This window comes from Halorubrum sp. AS12, assembly GCF_051122765.1.
Classification (GTDB): domain Archaea; phylum Halobacteriota; class Halobacteria; order Halobacteriales; family Haloferacaceae; genus Halorubrum; species Halorubrum trapanicum.
Window position 1 is genome coordinate 693,708 of sequence record NZ_CP185385.1, and the last position, 15,431, is coordinate 709,138.

General features: G+C 69.9%; 11 protein-coding genes and 4 pseudogenes. 7 read left to right on the plus strand and 8 right to left on the minus strand.

Features of this window, described 5'->3' with window-relative positions; translation table 11 throughout:
- Nucleotides 1–16: 16 nt before the first annotated feature.
- Nucleotides 17–2,253 (minus strand): annotated as a pseudogene (locus ACODNG_RS03545) (type II secretion system F family protein).
- Nucleotides 2,250–3,999 (minus strand): annotated as a pseudogene (locus tag ACODNG_RS03550) (type II/IV secretion system ATPase subunit). The pseudogenes ACODNG_RS03545 and ACODNG_RS03550 overlap by 4 nt, the downstream one beginning before the upstream one ends.
- 176 nt (nucleotides 4,000–4,175) lie before the next feature.
- Here ACODNG_RS03550 and ACODNG_RS03555 point away from each other — a divergent pair.
- Nucleotides 4,176–4,658, plus strand: a complete 483-nt coding sequence (locus tag ACODNG_RS03555; RefSeq protein WP_209546296.1) for a DUF5793 family protein — start codon at nucleotides 4,176–4,178, stop codon at nucleotides 4,656–4,658.
- 18 nt (nucleotides 4,659–4,676) lie between these two features.
- Here the strand turns inward: ACODNG_RS03555 and ACODNG_RS03560 are convergent, their stop codons facing one another.
- Complete coding sequence (locus ACODNG_RS03560) at nucleotides 4,677–5,516, minus strand: SAM hydrolase/SAM-dependent halogenase family protein (RefSeq protein WP_434522456.1); 840 nt, start codon at nucleotides 5,514–5,516, stop codon at nucleotides 4,677–4,679.
- Between the two features lie 49 nt (nucleotides 5,517–5,565).
- Nucleotides 5,566–6,096 carry a nicotinamide-nucleotide adenylyltransferase gene (locus tag ACODNG_RS03565; protein WP_209546300.1) on the minus strand — a complete coding sequence of 177 codons (531 nt, stop codon included), beginning with the start codon at nucleotides 6,094–6,096 and terminating at the stop codon, nucleotides 5,566–5,568.
- Between the two features lie 169 nt (nucleotides 6,097–6,265).
- On the opposite strand from ACODNG_RS03565, the pseudogene lonB reads away from it, so the two are divergent.
- From lonB to ACODNG_RS03590, 5 genes and pseudogenes are all read left to right on the plus strand, one after another.
- Nucleotides 6,266–8,583, plus strand: a pseudogene (gene lonB, locus ACODNG_RS03570) (ATP-dependent protease LonB).
- 198 nt (nucleotides 8,584–8,781) lie between these two features.
- A complete protein-coding gene (locus tag ACODNG_RS03575; RefSeq protein ID WP_209546309.1) occupies nucleotides 8,782–9,564 on the plus strand; it encodes a CBS domain-containing protein in 783 nt (260 codons plus the stop codon).
- Between the two features lie 102 nt (nucleotides 9,565–9,666).
- Nucleotides 9,667–9,912: a hypothetical protein gene (locus ACODNG_RS03580; RefSeq protein ID WP_434522457.1), complete on the plus strand. Its 246-nt coding sequence runs from the start codon at nucleotides 9,667–9,669 to the stop codon at nucleotides 9,910–9,912.
- 140 nt (nucleotides 9,913–10,052) lie between these two features.
- On the plus strand, nucleotides 10,053–11,021 hold the full coding sequence (locus ACODNG_RS03585; RefSeq protein ID WP_434522458.1) for an NOP5/NOP56 family protein: 969 nt from the start codon (nucleotides 10,053–10,055) through the stop codon (nucleotides 11,019–11,021).
- Nucleotides 11,014–11,652, plus strand: a complete 639-nt coding sequence (locus tag ACODNG_RS03590; protein WP_434522459.1) for a fibrillarin-like rRNA/tRNA 2'-O-methyltransferase — start codon at nucleotides 11,014–11,016, stop codon at nucleotides 11,650–11,652. The genes ACODNG_RS03585 and ACODNG_RS03590 overlap by 8 nt, the downstream gene beginning before the upstream one ends.
- Before the next feature lie 39 nt (nucleotides 11,653–11,691).
- Here ACODNG_RS03590 and ACODNG_RS03595 read toward each other — a convergent pair whose 3' ends face one another.
- From ACODNG_RS03595 to ACODNG_RS03610, 4 genes and pseudogenes are all read right to left on the minus strand, one after another.
- Nucleotides 11,692–13,056, minus strand: a complete 1,365-nt coding sequence (locus ACODNG_RS03595; protein WP_434522460.1) for an ABC transporter substrate-binding protein — start codon at nucleotides 13,054–13,056, stop codon at nucleotides 11,692–11,694.
- A 56-nt stretch (nucleotides 13,057–13,112) separates the two neighbouring features.
- Nucleotides 13,113–13,316, minus strand: coding sequence for a helix-turn-helix transcriptional regulator (locus tag ACODNG_RS03600; RefSeq protein WP_434522461.1), 204 nt, complete (start codon nucleotides 13,314–13,316; stop codon nucleotides 13,113–13,115).
- A complete protein-coding gene (locus tag ACODNG_RS03605) occupies nucleotides 13,313–13,729 on the minus strand; it encodes a DUF2178 domain-containing protein (protein ID WP_434522462.1) in 417 nt (138 codons plus the stop codon). Before ACODNG_RS03605 ends, ACODNG_RS03600 begins: the two co-directional genes overlap by 4 nt.
- 182 nt (nucleotides 13,730–13,911) lie before the next feature.
- A pseudogene (locus ACODNG_RS03610) lies at nucleotides 13,912–14,221 on the minus strand (transcription initiation factor IIB family protein).
- Between the two features lie 134 nt (nucleotides 14,222–14,355).
- Here ACODNG_RS03610 and ACODNG_RS03615 point away from each other — a divergent pair.
- Entirely contained in the window at nucleotides 14,356–15,054 is a 699-nt protein-coding gene (locus ACODNG_RS03615; protein WP_434522463.1) for an endonuclease III domain-containing protein, read from the plus strand.
- Nucleotides 15,055–15,431 lie beyond the last annotated feature (377 nt).

Here is a 15,431-nt window from a genome sequence, read left to right on the forward strand (position 1 = left end):
TGTCGACCGGACCGCCTCACGCCACGCCTATCGCCGCGAACGCGACGAGCGTGAGCGCGAGCAACACCACGACGTGTTTCACGCCGTCGCGCACCGACCCCTCCCCGAGCTGTCCGGCGACCAGCCCGGAGCAGACCGCCTGAATCGCCGCGGCGTGGAAGAACAGCTGCTCGTAGGCGGCGACGTCGATGTCGCCGATCCCGTCCGTGATCCCCCCGGACCACCGGAAGCGCCGGTCCCGGCGTCCGGGAGGCTCCCGCCCGTCCCCGGCACGCCCGCCGACTCGATGGCGGGGATGAACGACACCGAAAGCGCCGCGATGATCCCGAGGAAGACGAAAAAGGAGATGTAGATAACGATGAGATACGTTAACATCACCTGCCGGCGCTCGCGCCGGAGCGACCAGGTCGCGCGCGACTCGTCGGCCGCGATCCGGAGGACCGGCCCGACGTCGCCGCTCGCCCGGATCGCGTTGGTGACGAGCGCGACCGCCCGGGACATCATCGGCGATCGGACCCGCCGTTCGAGTCGACGCAGCGCGGTCGAGACGTCCGCCCCCCAGTCGATGTCGCGGCGGGTCCGGCGGAGGTCCGCCGTCAGCGCCTCCAGGTTCGAGTCGGCGACGCGGCGGACGCTGCCGACCACGGCGGTCCCCGCCTCGTTGACGCTGGCGAGGCGGTCGAGGAAGTCGGGCACCGCGGACTCGATGCGCCGAACTCGACGTTTGCCGAACTCGTAGGCGACCGCGTACGCCGCGAGGACGAAGGCGGTGGCGACGACGATCGGCCCGTCGATCTGTCCGACCATCTCCACCGGCGTCCCGAGCGTGATCGGGAACGCGAAGGCGAGGAGTCCGACTATCGCGACCGGGACCACGGCGAGGAACACCGTCCGCGGCGAGGCGAGTACCGTCTCGGCCGGGGACTCGATCAGGCGGCGCACCCGGCGGAGGCGGTCGAAGATCCGGAGCCGTTCGCGGCTCTCCGCCCAGCGGTCCGCGCCGGGGGCGGCCGAACCGACCCCGTCCGCGCCGACTCCGACGGAATCGCCCCCGTCCGAACCGACCCCGTCCGCGCCGCGTCCGGTTGCCGCTCCCCCGTCGAACCGCGGGGATCCGCCCCGATCTCCGGACTCGTCCGTCGCGTGGCGCACGCCGGTGACCGAGGGGGTGTTCGGATCCGAGAGCGACGACTCCGTGACCCTCTCGGTGCCGCCGACGCCCTGCGTCACGCTGTCGACGTAGACGACGAACCCGAAGGTGGCGAGCGGGACACCGAGGTAGACGACGACGCGGAGGAGCGGGAGCGTGTCCTGTAAGACGAGTCCGATGACGACGAGGATCGTGATGAAAAAGAGCGGCCCGGCGACCAGCGCCGTGACGTACGCCTCGGCGAACGTCGAGAGCAGTTCGAGGTACTGCTCCTGTTTCGCCTCCGCCTCCGCCTGATAGCGCTCGTACTGGTCGTTGAGGAACGCCGACACCGACTGTCCGGTGCCGAGGACGGAGGCGAGGTTCTCCGCGAAGTCCGCCAGGTCGTCGCTCGGCGTCCGCCGGGAGATCCGCTGGAGCGCGGTGAGCGCGTCGGTCCCGAACGCGTTCATGTCGCGGACCGCGACCGACAGCTCTGCGGCGGCCTCGCCGTACACCGCCTCGTTCTCCGCGAGCGTGTCCATCACCCGCGGGAACGCCATCCCGGAGCGCGAGAGCGCGTACATGAACGCGACCGTTCGCGGCAGGGTGGCGTCTATCTCGGCCGCGCGCGCGGCGGCCCGCTGGTCGAGCAGCTGCCACCGGGCGACGTACGCACCGAGCGCCAGCCCCGCGCCGACGGTCGCGGAGACGACCGCGAGCAGGACGAACAGCCTGCCGAGTCCGAGGTCGGCGAGCCGCGCGACGACAGCGACGAACTCGACGGCGGCCGGCAGCGCCTCGCGGATCGCCGCCTCGCCGACGTCGAGGGCCGCGAGCAGGCCCCCGGCCGCGTACACGCCGATCACGCTGCCGGCGACCCCGAGGACGGCGGCGTACAGCAGGGTCCGCGAGGCGTACACCCGGTGGGTCGTCCCGGCGACGTGGGCCGCGCGCATCCGGTCGCGCTGGGCCCGCCGCCGCGCCTCGTCCTCGCCGACGTAGTCGCCGAACGCCGACAGCGCGACGCGGGTGACGAACAGGTCGGCCCGGTCGTCGACGAGCGGGAGCGCGAGCGCGAGACAGACCCCGACCGCGAGGGCGAGCGGAAGGAACTCGATCATCGGCCCGCGGCGTCGGATCCCCCTCCCTCAGCGCTCGCGCCGTTGCCGTCGCTCGGTCCGGGACCGCGGTCGGTTCCGTCGTCCTCGGTGTCGACCTCGTCGGCGAGATCGTCGGGGTCGACCTCGTCGGCCGCGGTCGCGCGCTCGTCGAGTTTGTCCATCACGCGGTCAGGGTCGGCGTAGTACTCGTTGACGAGTGCGGTAAAGGTACGATAGTCGCCGATGCCGAGCGCGGAGAGCAGTTCGAGGAAGCGCTCGCGGCGCCGGACCTCACGGAGCAGCTCCGAGCGGGACCAGCCGCGGTCGTCGGCGATCTCCTCCAGCAGCGACGAGTCGTTCCGCCGGAACGTGTCGTCGTCGGGAACCCACTCGAACGCCGAGGAGTAGTCCAGCTCGCCGGTCCGCTGGTCGATGCCGCCGATCTCGCCGATCGTCTTCGCGCGGCGCACCCGCTCGTCGTCGGCGCGCGTGAGCGTCTGGACCGAGAGCATGTCGAGCGACTGGACCATCGCGCGGGGGACGTTGATCGGCTCGTTCTCCAGCCGGTTGATCACCGTCTCGATCGAGTCGGCGTGCGATCGTCGAGAACGTGGTGTGGCCCGTGTTCATCGCCTGGAACAGGGTGATCGCCTCCTCGCCGCGCACCTCCCCGACGATGATGTACTCGGGGCGGTGGCGCAGCGCCGAGCGCAGCAGGTCGTACATGTCGATGTCGGTGCCCTCGTACCGGCGCTCGCGGGTGACTGCCGAGAGCCAGTTGTCGTGGTATAAGGAGAGCTCGCGGGTGTCCTCGATGGTGAGCACCTTCGCGCGCGGCGGGACGAACATCGACACCGCGTTCATCGAGGTGGTCTTCCCCGAGGCGGTGCCGCCAGCGAAGATGAGGCTCTTGTTGTGCTCGATACAGAGCCAGAAGTACGCCATCTGCTCGACGGAGAAGGTGCCGTACTCCACAAGGTCGACGGGCGTGAACGGGTCCTCCGCGTACTGGCGGATGGTGAACGCCGAGCCGCGGGGGGTCACCTCCTCGCCGAGCGCCAGCTCCGCGCGCGACCCGTCGGGGAGCGTCGTCTCGACGATGGGGTCGCCGACGGAGACGTGGCGCCCGGACTGCTGGGCGAGGCGGATCACGTAGCTGTCGAGCGCCTCCTGCGCGAACGAGACGTTCGTCTCGACGTCGGTGTACTCGTCGTGGTAGACGAAGATCGGCAGGTCGTAGCCGTCACAGGAGACGTCCTCGATGTGGCGGTCGTTCAGCAGGGGGTCGACCTTCCCGTAGCCGCGGAAGTCGCGGTAGAGGTAGTACGCGAGCGCGTGGAACGTGTCCATCCCGGCCTCGACGCCGTACCCCTCCAGCAGCGACTCCAGCTCCGACTTGAGCGTCTCCTCGTCGGTCTTCCCGGTCCCCTCGCGGTAGAGGAGCGGGTCGCGGATGTCGTCGACGACGCGGTCGAGGAGGTCGCGCTCGAACCCGTCCAGCTCCGGCTCGACCGCGTAGTAGCGGTGTTCGCTCTCGACGTCGTCGTAGGTGATCACGACGTACGCGTACGGGGCGTTCACCCAGTAGCGGTCGATCTCGCGTTCGTCCTCGGGAACGGCGAACGAGGCGAGGGGTCCGTCCTCGCCCGGGCGGAAGGGGCGGACGTCGAGCGTGGACCCCTGGAGCAGCTCCCACGTCCGGGAGAGGCGCCGCTGGAGGGCCTCGATCCGGTCGCCGAGGTCGGCCCCGCCGGCGTCACTCGCCATGGATACGGGGACGTAGTGGCGGGGGAAGTTAAACTACCCCCGGCGATTATCAGCGGCGACATCGTATCCGGTCCCCCTCGGTGCCGGCCGGCCGCGGAAGCCGGGTCGCGGCGACCTCGCGCCGCCGATCCGCCCGTTACGTTGATACGGCCGGACCGCAAAGCGTTCGATAGGAAATGCGGCGTGACTACTTCGATCTGACCGTCGACGGCGTCGGAAGCGACGCCGACTCCCGGTCGCCCCCGCTGGTGCGGATCGACTTCCACGGGCCGGAGGAGCTGCTCCGGGAGCGGCTCTCCGGGGGCGGGAGCGACGACGCCGACGGCGGCGACGACCTGCTCACGGCCGACGAGATAGACGTCGCCTTCCGGCTCCGCGAGCCGCTGGGCGAGGCGGACGACCCGGAGGGCGTCGTCGGCGTCACCAACCGGTACACCGGCGACTTCGTCCTCGAACTCAACGAGACGGCGACCGACGTCCTCCCCTTCATCCACGCCGCGCGCGACGCCACCGACGACGGCGACGCCCGGTATCGCGTCGAGATCGACGTCGACGGCGATCGGCTCGTCGCCTACGACAAGGACACCTTCCTCGTGTACGACCACGAGGGGAACCTCCTCCGCGGCGAGAGCCTGATCCCCTCGGGAGTCGAACTGTAGCGGCGATTTTCCCGAAACTCACACGCTGACGCTGTCGGGGACGAACCTCACCGAGTCGCCCGGCCGGAGGTCGAACGCGCCGTCGCCCCGCCCGTCGTTCACGTCGCACTCGACGTAGCCGTGGCTCCCGACGGTGACGAGGCGCTCGCCGGGGTCGACGGCGCCGAACGTCTCCGCGACCGGCGTGAGGTCGCCGTCGACGCGGATCCAGTCGCGCCCGCGGACCAGTTCGCCCGGGACGTTGGTGATCACGTTCCCGAACCGGTCGATCGCGAGCACCTCGCCGTCGACGGCGACCACGTCGCCCGCCCCGTCGCGCTCGACCGTCGGTTCCGGGAACCGGATGTCGACCGGGTCGCTCGCGGGCGTCAGGTCGTCCATCGCCGCGAGCGTCTCGGCGACCGCGTCGGCGTCGGGAGCGCCGTTCGGCGCCGCCAGGTCGTCGTCGAGCGCGGTCCGGACGCGGGCCGCGGTCGGGGCGAACACGTCCCGGCCGTGGAACGTCTCGCTCGCCGGCTCGTCGACCGCGATGGTCCAAACCTCGACGTCCGACTCGTCGGGCGCCAGCGCCCTGGCCGGCGGCATCGCGAGTCCGTTGTCGGGCGCGACGAGGACGTGTGCGCCGGCGCGGACGACCAGGGCGTCGCGGTCGGTGCCGACGCCGGGGTCGACGACGGCGCAGTGGACCGCCGGCGGGAACTCCGGGAGGACGAACCGGAGCCAGAAGGCCGCCGCGCGGGGATCACCGCGCGGCAGGTCGTGCGCGACGTCGATCATCTCGGCGTTCGTGTGCCGGCGAATCACTCCCTTCATCGCGGCGGGGTACGGCGACCCGAAGTCCGAGGTGAGCGTGATCATGTCAGAACCCGCGTCCGGCGTGGGTTTAAAAGGAACGGGCGGCGGCGGGCTATTCGTCGGAGGGTTCGTCGCCGTTCGCGTCGGTCTCGGCGATCCGGCGGATGCGCTCGACGCCGTCGACCTCGCGGATCACGTCGACGACGGCGTCGGGGACGAGGCCCTCCCAGTCGCGGCCGCGGATCATCCGCTCGCGGAGTTCGGTCCCCTCGAGCACGTCGCGGCGGAACATCGGCGACTGGCGCACCTCGACGCCGGCCTCCTCGAACAGTCGGACCACGAGCGGGTTGTTCGAGTACGCGACGTCGAACCGCGGGGTCATGCTCTGGACGTGGCTCACCCAGACGGAGTTGCGGTCGAGATCCTCGATGGGGACCACGTAGGTGGTGGCCTCCAGCTCCTCGACGGCCTTCGTCACCATCATCACGCGCTCGCCGGCAGTGAAGGGGTTCCGCGTGGTGTGGGAGTCGCCGGCGGAGCCGATTCCCAGGACGAGCTCGTCGACCTCCGCCGCGATCTCTTCCACCATGTGCTGGTGACCGTCGTGGAACGGCTGATACCGGCCGATGTAAAACCCCCGCATGAATCTACGTACCGTCGGCGTCATTTATAAACCCCGTGGGAACGCTCGCAGGGAGAGATCGTCGGATACACGGCTTCAGAACGGCGTTTGATGCCACCGGGGTGGTGCCTCCGGGGGAGAAAGTATATCAGTAGCCGACCCGTCCTTTTCGATAGCGACACTCGATTCTATGAGCAACGAGAAGGACACGAACGACCCGACGGCCGACGACCCCGACGAACCGCCCCACGGCGGCGTCGACGACTCGAATCCGGCGGGAGACGGCGAGGACGCCCCGAGCGGCGACTCCGAGCCCGACGACGGTCCGGCGAGCGAACCCGGCGTCGACGAGGACCCGGTCGCGGACTCCGGCGGGGAGTCGGCCGCGGACCCCGACGACGAGAACCCCGACGAAGCGGACCCCGACGGCGCGGACGAACCCTGGGACGACGGCGTCGTCGTCGACGAGGGGGACGGGTTCGACGACGGCGAAGTCGTCGGAGAGGGTCCCGACGGGAGCCGGAACGGCGAGACAGCCGATCCGGCCGACGACGGCGGGATCGACGAGCTCGGCAGCACCGTCGAGGTCGAGGGCGCCGATATCGACGAGGACCCCGACGAGGACGACCTCCTCGGCGGACTCAAGATCGACACGACCGCCGAACTCGAAATTCCCGACCGGCTCGTCGACCAGGTCATCGGGCAGGAACACGCCCGCGACGTGATCATCAAGGCGGCGAAACAGCGCCGCCACGTGATGATGATCGGCTCGCCCGGGACGGGGAAGTCGATGCTGGCGAAGGCGATGTCCGAACTCCTCCCCAAAGAGGAGCTTCAGGACGTCTTAGTGTATCACAACCCCGACGACGGCAATAAGCCGAAGGTGCGGACGGTGCCGGCCGGTAAGGGCGACCAGATCGTCGAGGCGCACCGCGAGGAGGCGCGCAAGCGCAACCAGATGCGGTCGCTCCTCATGTGGATCATCATCGCCGTCGTGCTGGGTTACGCGCTCATCATCGTCGGCCAGATCCTCGTCGGCATCATCGCGGCCGGCGTGGTGTACCTCGTCTTCCGGTACCTCAACCGCGGGTCGGACGCGATGATCCCGAACCTGCTGGTGAACAACGGCGACACGAAGACGGCGCCGTTCCGCGACGCCACCGGCGCGCACGCCGGCGCGCTGCTCGGCGACGTCCGGCACGACCCGTTCCAGTCCGGCGGGATGGAGACGCCCAGCCACGACCGCGTCGAGGCGGGCGCCATCCACAAGGCGAACAAGGGCGTGCTGTTCATCGACGAGATCAACACGCTCGACATCCGCAGCCAGCAGCACCTCATGACGGCGATCCAGGAGGGCGAGTTCTCGATCACGGGTCAGTCCGAGCGCTCCTCGGGCGCGATGGTCCAGACCGAGCCGGTCCCGACGGACTTCGTCATGATCGCGGCCGGGAACCTCGACGCGATGGAGAACATGCACCCGGCGCTCCGCAGCCGTATCAAGGGGTACGGCTACGAGGTGTACATGGAGGACACCATCGAGGACACCCCGGAGATGCGCCGGAAGTACGTCCGGTTCATCGCCCAGGAGGTCGCGAAGGACGGTCGCCTGCCGGAGTTCACGGCCGAGGCCGTCGAGGAGGTCATCCTCGAGGCCAAGCGCCGCTCCGGCCGGAAGGGCCACCTCACCCTGCTGTTCCGGAACCTCGGCGGACTTGTCCGTGTCGCGGGCGACATCGCCCGCGGCGAGGACGCCGACTACACCACCCGCGACCACGTGCTTCAGGCGAAGGGCCGCTCGCGGTCGATCGAACAGCAGCTCGCCGACGACTACATCGAGCGCCGGAAGGACTACGAGCTACAGGTCTCCGACGGCTACGTCGTCGGGCGCGTCAACGGTCTCGCCGTGATGGGCGAGGACTCGGGGATCATGCTCCCGGTGATGGCCGAGGTGACGCCGACCCAGAGCGGCGGGCAGGTGATCGCCACCGGCCAGCTCAAGGAGATGGCCGAGGAGTCGGTCCAGAACGTCTCGGCGATCATCAAGAAGTTCTCCGACGAGAACATCTCCGAGAAGGACATCCACATCCAGTTCATCCAGACGGGCCAGCAGGGCGTCGACGGCGACTCCGCCTCGATCACGGTCGCGACCGCCGTCATCTCCGCGCTGGAGAACGTCGGCGTCGACCAGAGCCTCGCGATGACCGGCTCGCTTTCGGTCCGCGGCGACGTGCTCCCCGTCGGCGGGGTCACCCACAAGATCGAGGCGGCCGCGAAGGCCGGTTGCGACCGAGTGATCGTCCCGCGGCCAACGAGCAGGACGTGATGATCGAAGACGAGTACGAGGAGATGATCGAGATCATCCCCGTCTCGCACATCAGCGAGGTCCTCGACATCGCCCTCGAAGGCGAGACCGAGAAGGACTCGCTCGTCTCCCGGCTGAAATCGATCACGGGGTCGACGCTGAAGGACAGCAACGTCTCCAGCCCGTCCAGCCCGAGTCCGCAGTAAGCGGTACCGCTTCTCTTCGCGGTTTCTCTGTTCTCGCATCCCACCGCTGAGCGGCCGTCCCGCCCCCTCTCCCGGGGCTGCCGCCCCGCCCGTCTTCCGGCGGGCCGCCGCCCCGCCCGTCTTCCGGCGGCCCGCCGTCCCGCCCTTCTCTCCGGGGGCGCCACCTTCTTTTTATTCCGGGAGCGTCTACGCTAGACGATGAGCGGGAAACCGACCGTCGGGGAGTACATGACCCGCGAGGTGGAGACGGTCAGCCCGGACGAGACGGTGACGACCGTCGCGCGCCGCATGGCCGACAGCGACGGACACAACGGGTTCCCGGTGACGCAGGGCCGCACCGTCGAGGGGTTCGTCTCGGCCGGGGACCTGCTGCTCGCGGACGACGACGCCCCCGTGTTCACGGTGATGACGGAGGACCTGATCGTCGCGCACCCGGACATGAAAGTGACCGACGCCGCGCGGGTGATCCTACGCTCCGGCATCCAGCGGCTCCCGGTCGTCGACGACGCCGACAACCTCGTCGGGATCATCTCGAACACCGACGTGGTCCGCTCGCAGATCGAACGGGCGACACCCGGCAAGGTCGGGAAGCTGATGCGAACCCTCTCGCAGATCCACGGCGTCGAACTCGACGAGGAGCGCCGCGAGGTGGAGATCGCGGCCCTGACCCCGACGCAGGCGCGGGTGTACGCCGACGAACTGGAGGGGCGACAGTACGAGCTGGAACACGGGCTGGCGGAGCCGCTCGTCGTCATCGACAACGACGGCACGCTCTACCTCGCCGACGGCCACCACCGGGCCATGGCCGCCCGCGAGGCCGGCATCGAGACGATGGACGCGTACGTGATCGTCCCGCAGACGCCGGTCGACCTGGGAATGGCGAAGACCGCCGAGAAGGAGGGGCTTCGCGCCGTCGACGACATCGAGATCGTCGACTACGCGCGACACCCCCTCGTGGAGACGACGAAGCGGCTCCAGTAAGGCGGAGCGACGGCAACCGCATCGATCGGTCCACCCGCGTCGACCACCCTAATCCGTGGTTTTCGCAGACACATTTTTATGAATCGACAAGATATAGGAGGTATGGGACGAATCCGAAACGCGGTCGACAGGGCGAAGTACGCGGCCGTGGGCGCCGCTGTGGGCGCCGCGGTCGGCGGACTGTGGAGCCGGAACGCGGCCAGTACCGGCGGCGCGCTGGGCGGACTGGCGGGCGCGACGCTCTCCGAACTGAAGTCCGGCGCCGGCGGCGTGTTCGCGGACGGTAACGAGGACGAGGCAGACGGCGACGAGACCGACGAAACCGTCGAAGCCGACGCGGCGGCGTGACCGCCGGACCCGCATGACCGCCGGACCCGCATGAACTCCGGACCCGCATGAACTCCGGACCCGCGCGAGCGGGACGCGGGGCGAGTGACCGCCAGTCGCATCGGGAACGTCTATACCGGCGGGGCGAGTAGCCGCCGGCAATGAGCGACACCGACGCCGGACCGGACGCGAACGCGGCGTCCGACGGCGGGGGCGGCTGGTTCGAGACACTTCCGTCGGAGGCGGCCGACGGGAACGACATCGAGACGGAGAGTGACGACGACGCGACCGCGGCGCGGGTTCGCGACGGGACCGCCGCGTCGCCCGCCGACTGGCCGGCACGCGCCGTCGAGACCGGGTTCGCGGACGACACGGACGAGTACTACGACCGGCTCAAGGCCGCGACGACGCGCGCGACCCGAGAGGCGGTCCGCGAGCGCGAGCGCGCCGACGACGCGCAGCTGATCCACGCGGTGCGGGCCATGGACGACTGCGAGCGCGTCGCCAACGAACTCGCCGAGCGCGCCGTCGAGTGGGGCGGGAGCCTCTTCGACGAGGTCGACCCGGGAATCGAAGGCGCCCGGGCGATTGCGGCGCGAGAGCCGGAAAGCGAGGTCGAGCGGCGGGCGGTCTCCCTCGCCGAGCGCGCCGTCGAACTCGACGACGAGCGGGCGACGCTCGCCGAGACCATCGGGCGGATCGCGCCCGCGGTCGCGCCGAACCTCACCGAGATGGCCGAGCCGGAACTCGCCGCGCGGCTGATCGCGCTCGCGGGCGGACTGGAACCCCTCGCGAAGAAGCCGTCCGGGACGGTTCAGGTGCTCGGCGCCGAGGACGCGCTGTTCGCACACCTCTCGGGGCGGGCCCCCTCGCCGAAACACGGGATCATCTACACCCACGAGTTCGTTCGGGGGACGCGGCCCGAGGATCGAGGGTCTGCCGCGCGTGCGCTCGCCGGGAAGCTGACGCTCGCGGCCCGCGCGGACCACTACGCCGGCGAGCGACGCGAGCGCCTCCACGACGACCTCCGCGAGCGAATGGCGACGATCCGGGCGCGGGCGGACGACGAAAGGGATAGCGACAGTGAGGACGACGAAGCGACGACCGACGGAGGGTCCGACGATGAGTGACGCCGACCTCCCCGACGGCGTCGAACGCCGCGAGATAGACGGAACGCGGCGGCTGGCGACCCGGGGCGAGCCGGTGTACGGCGAGCCGACCGCCGACGGCTGGCGCGCGTGGGACCCCGAGCGCTCGAAGCTCGGCGGGATGCTCGAACTGGGGTTGGAGACGGGGCTGGCTGGCGGCGAGACGGTCCTCTACCTCGGCGCCGCGAGCGGCACGACGGTCAGCCACGTCGCCGACTTCGCCGGTCCCACCTACGCGGTCGAGTTCGCGCCGCGGCCAGCGCGTGACCTGCTCGACGCCGCCGCGTCCCGCAACCGACTGTTCCCGCTGCTCAAGGACGCGCGGAAGCCGGAGACGTACGCGCACGTCGTCGAGACCGACGTCGACGCGATCGTTCAGGACGTTGCCACACGCGGGCAGGCAGACGTGGCCGTCCGCAACGCGGAGTTCCTGGCCGACGACGGCCGGCTCCTGTTGGCGGTCAAAGCGCGCAGCGAGGACGTGACGGCCGCCCCGGAGACGGTGTTCGAAGGGGCGCTCGACCGGCTCCGGGAGACCTACGAGATTCTGGAGACGCGGCGGCTCGACCGATATCACGAGGATCACCTCGGCGTCGTGGCGACGCCACGGTAGGAGCGGAAGAGTGCGGCGGAAAGTCCGGAGTGTGTAGGGTCACGCGTCGGTGACAGCCGCGACGAGCGCGTCGGTCGCCGCGCCGACGTCGACGGTCTCGGCGCTCACCAGCCGTTCGTCGACCGTTTCGAGCAGCGCGCCGAGCGTCGCGGGCGGGAACGCCAGCCCGTGGGCCATCGACGGTAGGCGCTCGTCCGCGTCGCGGTATGATCGTGTGACGGTCGTCAGCGGCGGCTCGAACCGGTCGGGCGAGACGTCGGTCCGCGGTGGGATAGACCCCCGCGGTACGGGCGGGGTCTCCCGCTCTTCGGGGGAGGGGTCCGGACGGGCCGCCGCCGACGGCAGGCTGTTGAACGCGACCTGACCGGTCTCGGACCCCGCGAACGCGAGCCACGCGGCGGCTCCCTCGGGCGAGGGGGATCCCGCCGGCGGGACGAACGCGTCGTACAAGACGACCGGAGCGTCGCCGAGACCGACGACTCCCCAACTCCCCGTCCCCGCTTCGCTCCGGTGTCCGAACCCGGCGCGCCGGAGGGACGCCGACAGCCACGAGCCGGATTGGACGACGGCCGCCGCACCGCTTCCGACCCGACGGCCCGCTTCGATCTGGACGTCGGCCGCGTCGTCTCCGACGGCGGAGAGGAGCCGCGACGTCGCCGCCACCGCCTCGCGGACGGCGGATCGAGGCTCGCCGCCCGAGATGAACCCGCGGTAGGCCTCGGGGTCGACGGTGGCGAGCAGAGCGGCGAACAGCTGGAGCGTGGGCCGCGGCCGGCCGAGCGCGTGGCCGAGCGGTCGCGCGTCAGTCGACGACGACGCCGCGACGGCCTCGGCGGCCGCGAGGAGCCCGTCGACGGACGAGAGCGAGGCGGGAGCGACGCCGACGTCGTCGAGGATATCGACGTTGTAGTAGACGGTGTCGACCCGGAAGGCAGCGACCGGAACGGCTCGATAGGCGCCGTCCCGACGGCACACCTCGCGAGCGAGCGGGGGATGAGCGTCGGTCAGTTCTCCGGTCCACACGTCGTCGACCGTCGCCAGCGAGTCGTCGAAGGGAGCCAGATTCTCCCCCGGAACAGTTCCGACGGTCCCGGGCGGGTCGCCCCCCTCGACGCGCCGCACGAGGAGGTCGTCGACGTCGGCGTCCGCGACGGGTCGCACGTCCGTCGGAACCGACGGGTGGGCCTCGCGGAACGCCGCGGCGAACGACTCGCTCGCGAGCATGTTGGGACCGGACGTCCAGTTGTGGAGCACTTCGACCGGCGAGCCGGAGGAGGGATCGGTCTCGGGCGTCGGCCCCGACTCGGAGGCACAACCGGTGAGGGCCGCGAGACCACTCGTCGCGAGCGCCGCTAAGAACGGTCGGCGGCGGGGAGTCCGCCGCGGCGTCGGGGGACCGGTCATCGGTCTCTACGGTTCGCCGGCCGGTTACAAGTGTTTTCCGTCGGCTGTGAGAGTTGTTAACCGTCTTCGTCTGTCGGCTCGAACAGGTCCTCGATCCGGCAGTCGAAGTGGTCGGCCAACTTGAAGGCCAGCTCCAGCGAGGGGTCGTAGCGCTCGCGTTCGATCGCGTTGATCGTCTGGCGCGTGACCCCGATGGCGGCGGCGAGGTCGGCCTGACTCTCGCCGGTCTCCGCGCGCCGGTCGCTGATGTCGTTTCTCATGACCGGTACTTGTGGTAGAGGACGGACGCGCCGAAAACGACGAAGACCGCGAAGAGAGTCCACGTCGCGCCGTAGAACTCTCCGGGGAGCGTGACGACGCCGCTCTCCTCTAACGCGAGTCCGCCGGGCGTCCCGAGGATGAACACGTACGCGAAGACGTTCATCGTGTTCTGGCTGGCCTTGCGCTCGATGGTGATGTCTCGCTCGTCGTACAGCTCGACCGGGCTGAATCGCTGGACGAGTCCCATGCCGATGCCGCCGGCCCAGTAGCAGGCGACGCCGAGGACGAACCGGTCGAGGGCGATACCGATCCACAGCGCGAGGATGCCGGCGCCGAGTAAGGCGTACGCGACGCGTTTGTACCGTTTTCGGGTGGAGGGCCGAGTCGTTGCGGAGGTCGTGTGTTCGCTCATGGTGGAGGGTAAAGCGAGCGCGAAACCTGTGTAAAGCTCGCTTTACAGTAAAGGACACTTTACGTTGGATAATAAATCTGTCGCTGTCGAGAGATCCAAGGGAACACCGCTGGAGAGGGTCGTTATCCGGCGTATCCGGGACTCACCGCGGAAGGAGGGCAGTCACCCGACATAGCCAGGACTCACCACGATGGGGGCGAGAAGCCGGCGTCTTCGAGAATGGGCTTCCAGCGCTTCTGGACCGAGAGCCGCGAGACGTCCATCGCGTCGGCGACGGCGGACTGCGAGCGCTCCTCGCCGCGGATCAGGCCGGCGGCGTAGAGGCTGGCGGCGGCGGCGACGCGCTTCCCGCGGTCGTCGTCGGGGGCGCGCGAGAGGAAGAGATCGACCGCGGTCGAGCGCGTCTCCTCGTCCAGATTCGAGCGAGACGCACGCCTCTTCGAGGAGTTCGATCCACGCCTCGTTGTCGACTCGGTCGCTCGCGCGGTACACGCGCCGGGGTAGTCGAGGGAGGTATATAAACGACCGCGTCCGCCGCTCCGGCGCGGTTCCAACTGCGTCCGCCGCTCCGGCGCGGTTCCGACCGCGTCCGCCGCCCTGAAGTCGACCGCGCACGTAGCGCGCGTATGTCGACGCAGACGTGGGACGAGACGCGGGTTCGGGCGCTTCACGACGACCTCGTGTCGCTGTACGACCCGGTCGACCGGACCGCCGAACACGGGGCGGACCCGACCGCCGAACCGGGCGAGGGCGTCCGCCAGCTGGTGACGACGATCCTCTCGCAGAACGTCGCCGACGAGAACACCCGGCGGGCCTCGGAGGCGCTGTTCGACCGCTACGACGACTTCGCGGCCATCGAGGCGGCCGATCACGAGGAACTGAAGGAGACGATCCGGGTGGCCGGGCTGCCGGACCAGAAGGCCGCACGGATCCAGCGCGCGCTGACCGCGATCCGCGAGCAGACGGGCGGCGCGTACTCGCTGGCGTTCCTCGACGCGATGGCGACCGACGACGCGAAAGACTGGTTGACGGAGATCAAGGGCGTCGGCCCGAAGACCGCCAGCGTCGTGTTGAACTTCCACTTCGGGAAGCCGACGATGGCGGTCGACACCCACGTCGAGCGCGTCTCGAAGCGGTTCGGGCTGGTGCCGGAGTCGGCCTCGAACGAGCGCGCACACGAGGTGTTAGACGAGCAGGTCCCCGACGAGCTGATCTACCCGCTTCACGTCCTCCTGATCCGACACGGTCGGGAACACTGCTCGGCCCGCGGCGCCGACTGCGACAACCCGGTCTGTGACGCGTACTGCGGCTGTGAGTACTGCTGATAAGTCGTTCACGGTGCGGTGACTCCCTTCGCAGACTCAGCCGGTCATTTATAAGAGGATACTCGCGCGGTGACCACCTCCAAAGCCCCGGCCGCGAGGGCTCGATGCGCTCGCTGCGGTCCTCGTCGCTCACTCCGTTCGCTCCTGTGGTCCTTGCGTCGCGCGTCTTCGCCCTCGCGGCCGCCCCTTTGAGTCCCGCCCCGCACAACAGCCTCACACCTCCCCAGCCTCGTCGCCGGCGGCGGAGCCGCCGGCTTCCAGAGGCGCGTCGCGCCTCGCTGCCGCTCGCTCCCTCCGGTCGCTCGCGGCGTCCCTCGCGCGTGCGACTCGCGCCCTACGGGCGCTCGTCGGCACGCGCCACCGCAGTTGTTTATAAA

Bases quoted from the DNA above. Each gene is read 5' to 3' on its own strand.
- ACODNG_RS03555 (WP_209546296.1), top strand. From the start codon at position 4,176: ATGCGGCGTGACTACTTCGATCTGACCGTCGACGGCGTCGGAAGCGAC.
- ACODNG_RS03560 (WP_434522456.1), bottom strand. From the start codon at position 5,516: ATGATCACGCTCACCTCGGACTTCGGGTCGCCGTACCCCGCCGCGATG.
- ACODNG_RS03565 (WP_209546300.1), bottom strand. From the start codon at position 6,096: ATGCGGGGGTTTTACATCGGCCGGTATCAGCCGTTCCACGACGGTCAC.
- ACODNG_RS03575 (WP_209546309.1), top strand. From the start codon at position 8,782: ATGAGCGGGAAACCGACCGTCGGGGAGTACATGACCCGCGAGGTGGAG.
- ACODNG_RS03580 (WP_434522457.1), top strand. From the start codon at position 9,667: ATGGGACGAATCCGAAACGCGGTCGACAGGGCGAAGTACGCGGCCGTG.
- ACODNG_RS03585 (WP_434522458.1), top strand. From the start codon at position 10,053: ATGAGCGACACCGACGCCGGACCGGACGCGAACGCGGCGTCCGACGGC.
- ACODNG_RS03590 (WP_434522459.1), top strand. From the start codon at position 11,014: ATGAGTGACGCCGACCTCCCCGACGGCGTCGAACGCCGCGAGATAGAC.
- ACODNG_RS03595 (WP_434522460.1), bottom strand. From the start codon at position 13,056: ATGACCGGTCCCCCGACGCCGCGGCGGACTCCCCGCCGCCGACCGTTC.
- ACODNG_RS03600 (WP_434522461.1), bottom strand. From the start codon at position 13,316: ATGAGAAACGACATCAGCGACCGGCGCGCGGAGACCGGCGAGAGTCAG.
- ACODNG_RS03605 (WP_434522462.1), bottom strand. From the start codon at position 13,729: ATGAGCGAACACACGACCTCCGCAACGACTCGGCCCTCCACCCGAAAA.
- ACODNG_RS03615 (WP_434522463.1), top strand. From the start codon at position 14,356: ATGTCGACGCAGACGTGGGACGAGACGCGGGTTCGGGCGCTTCACGAC.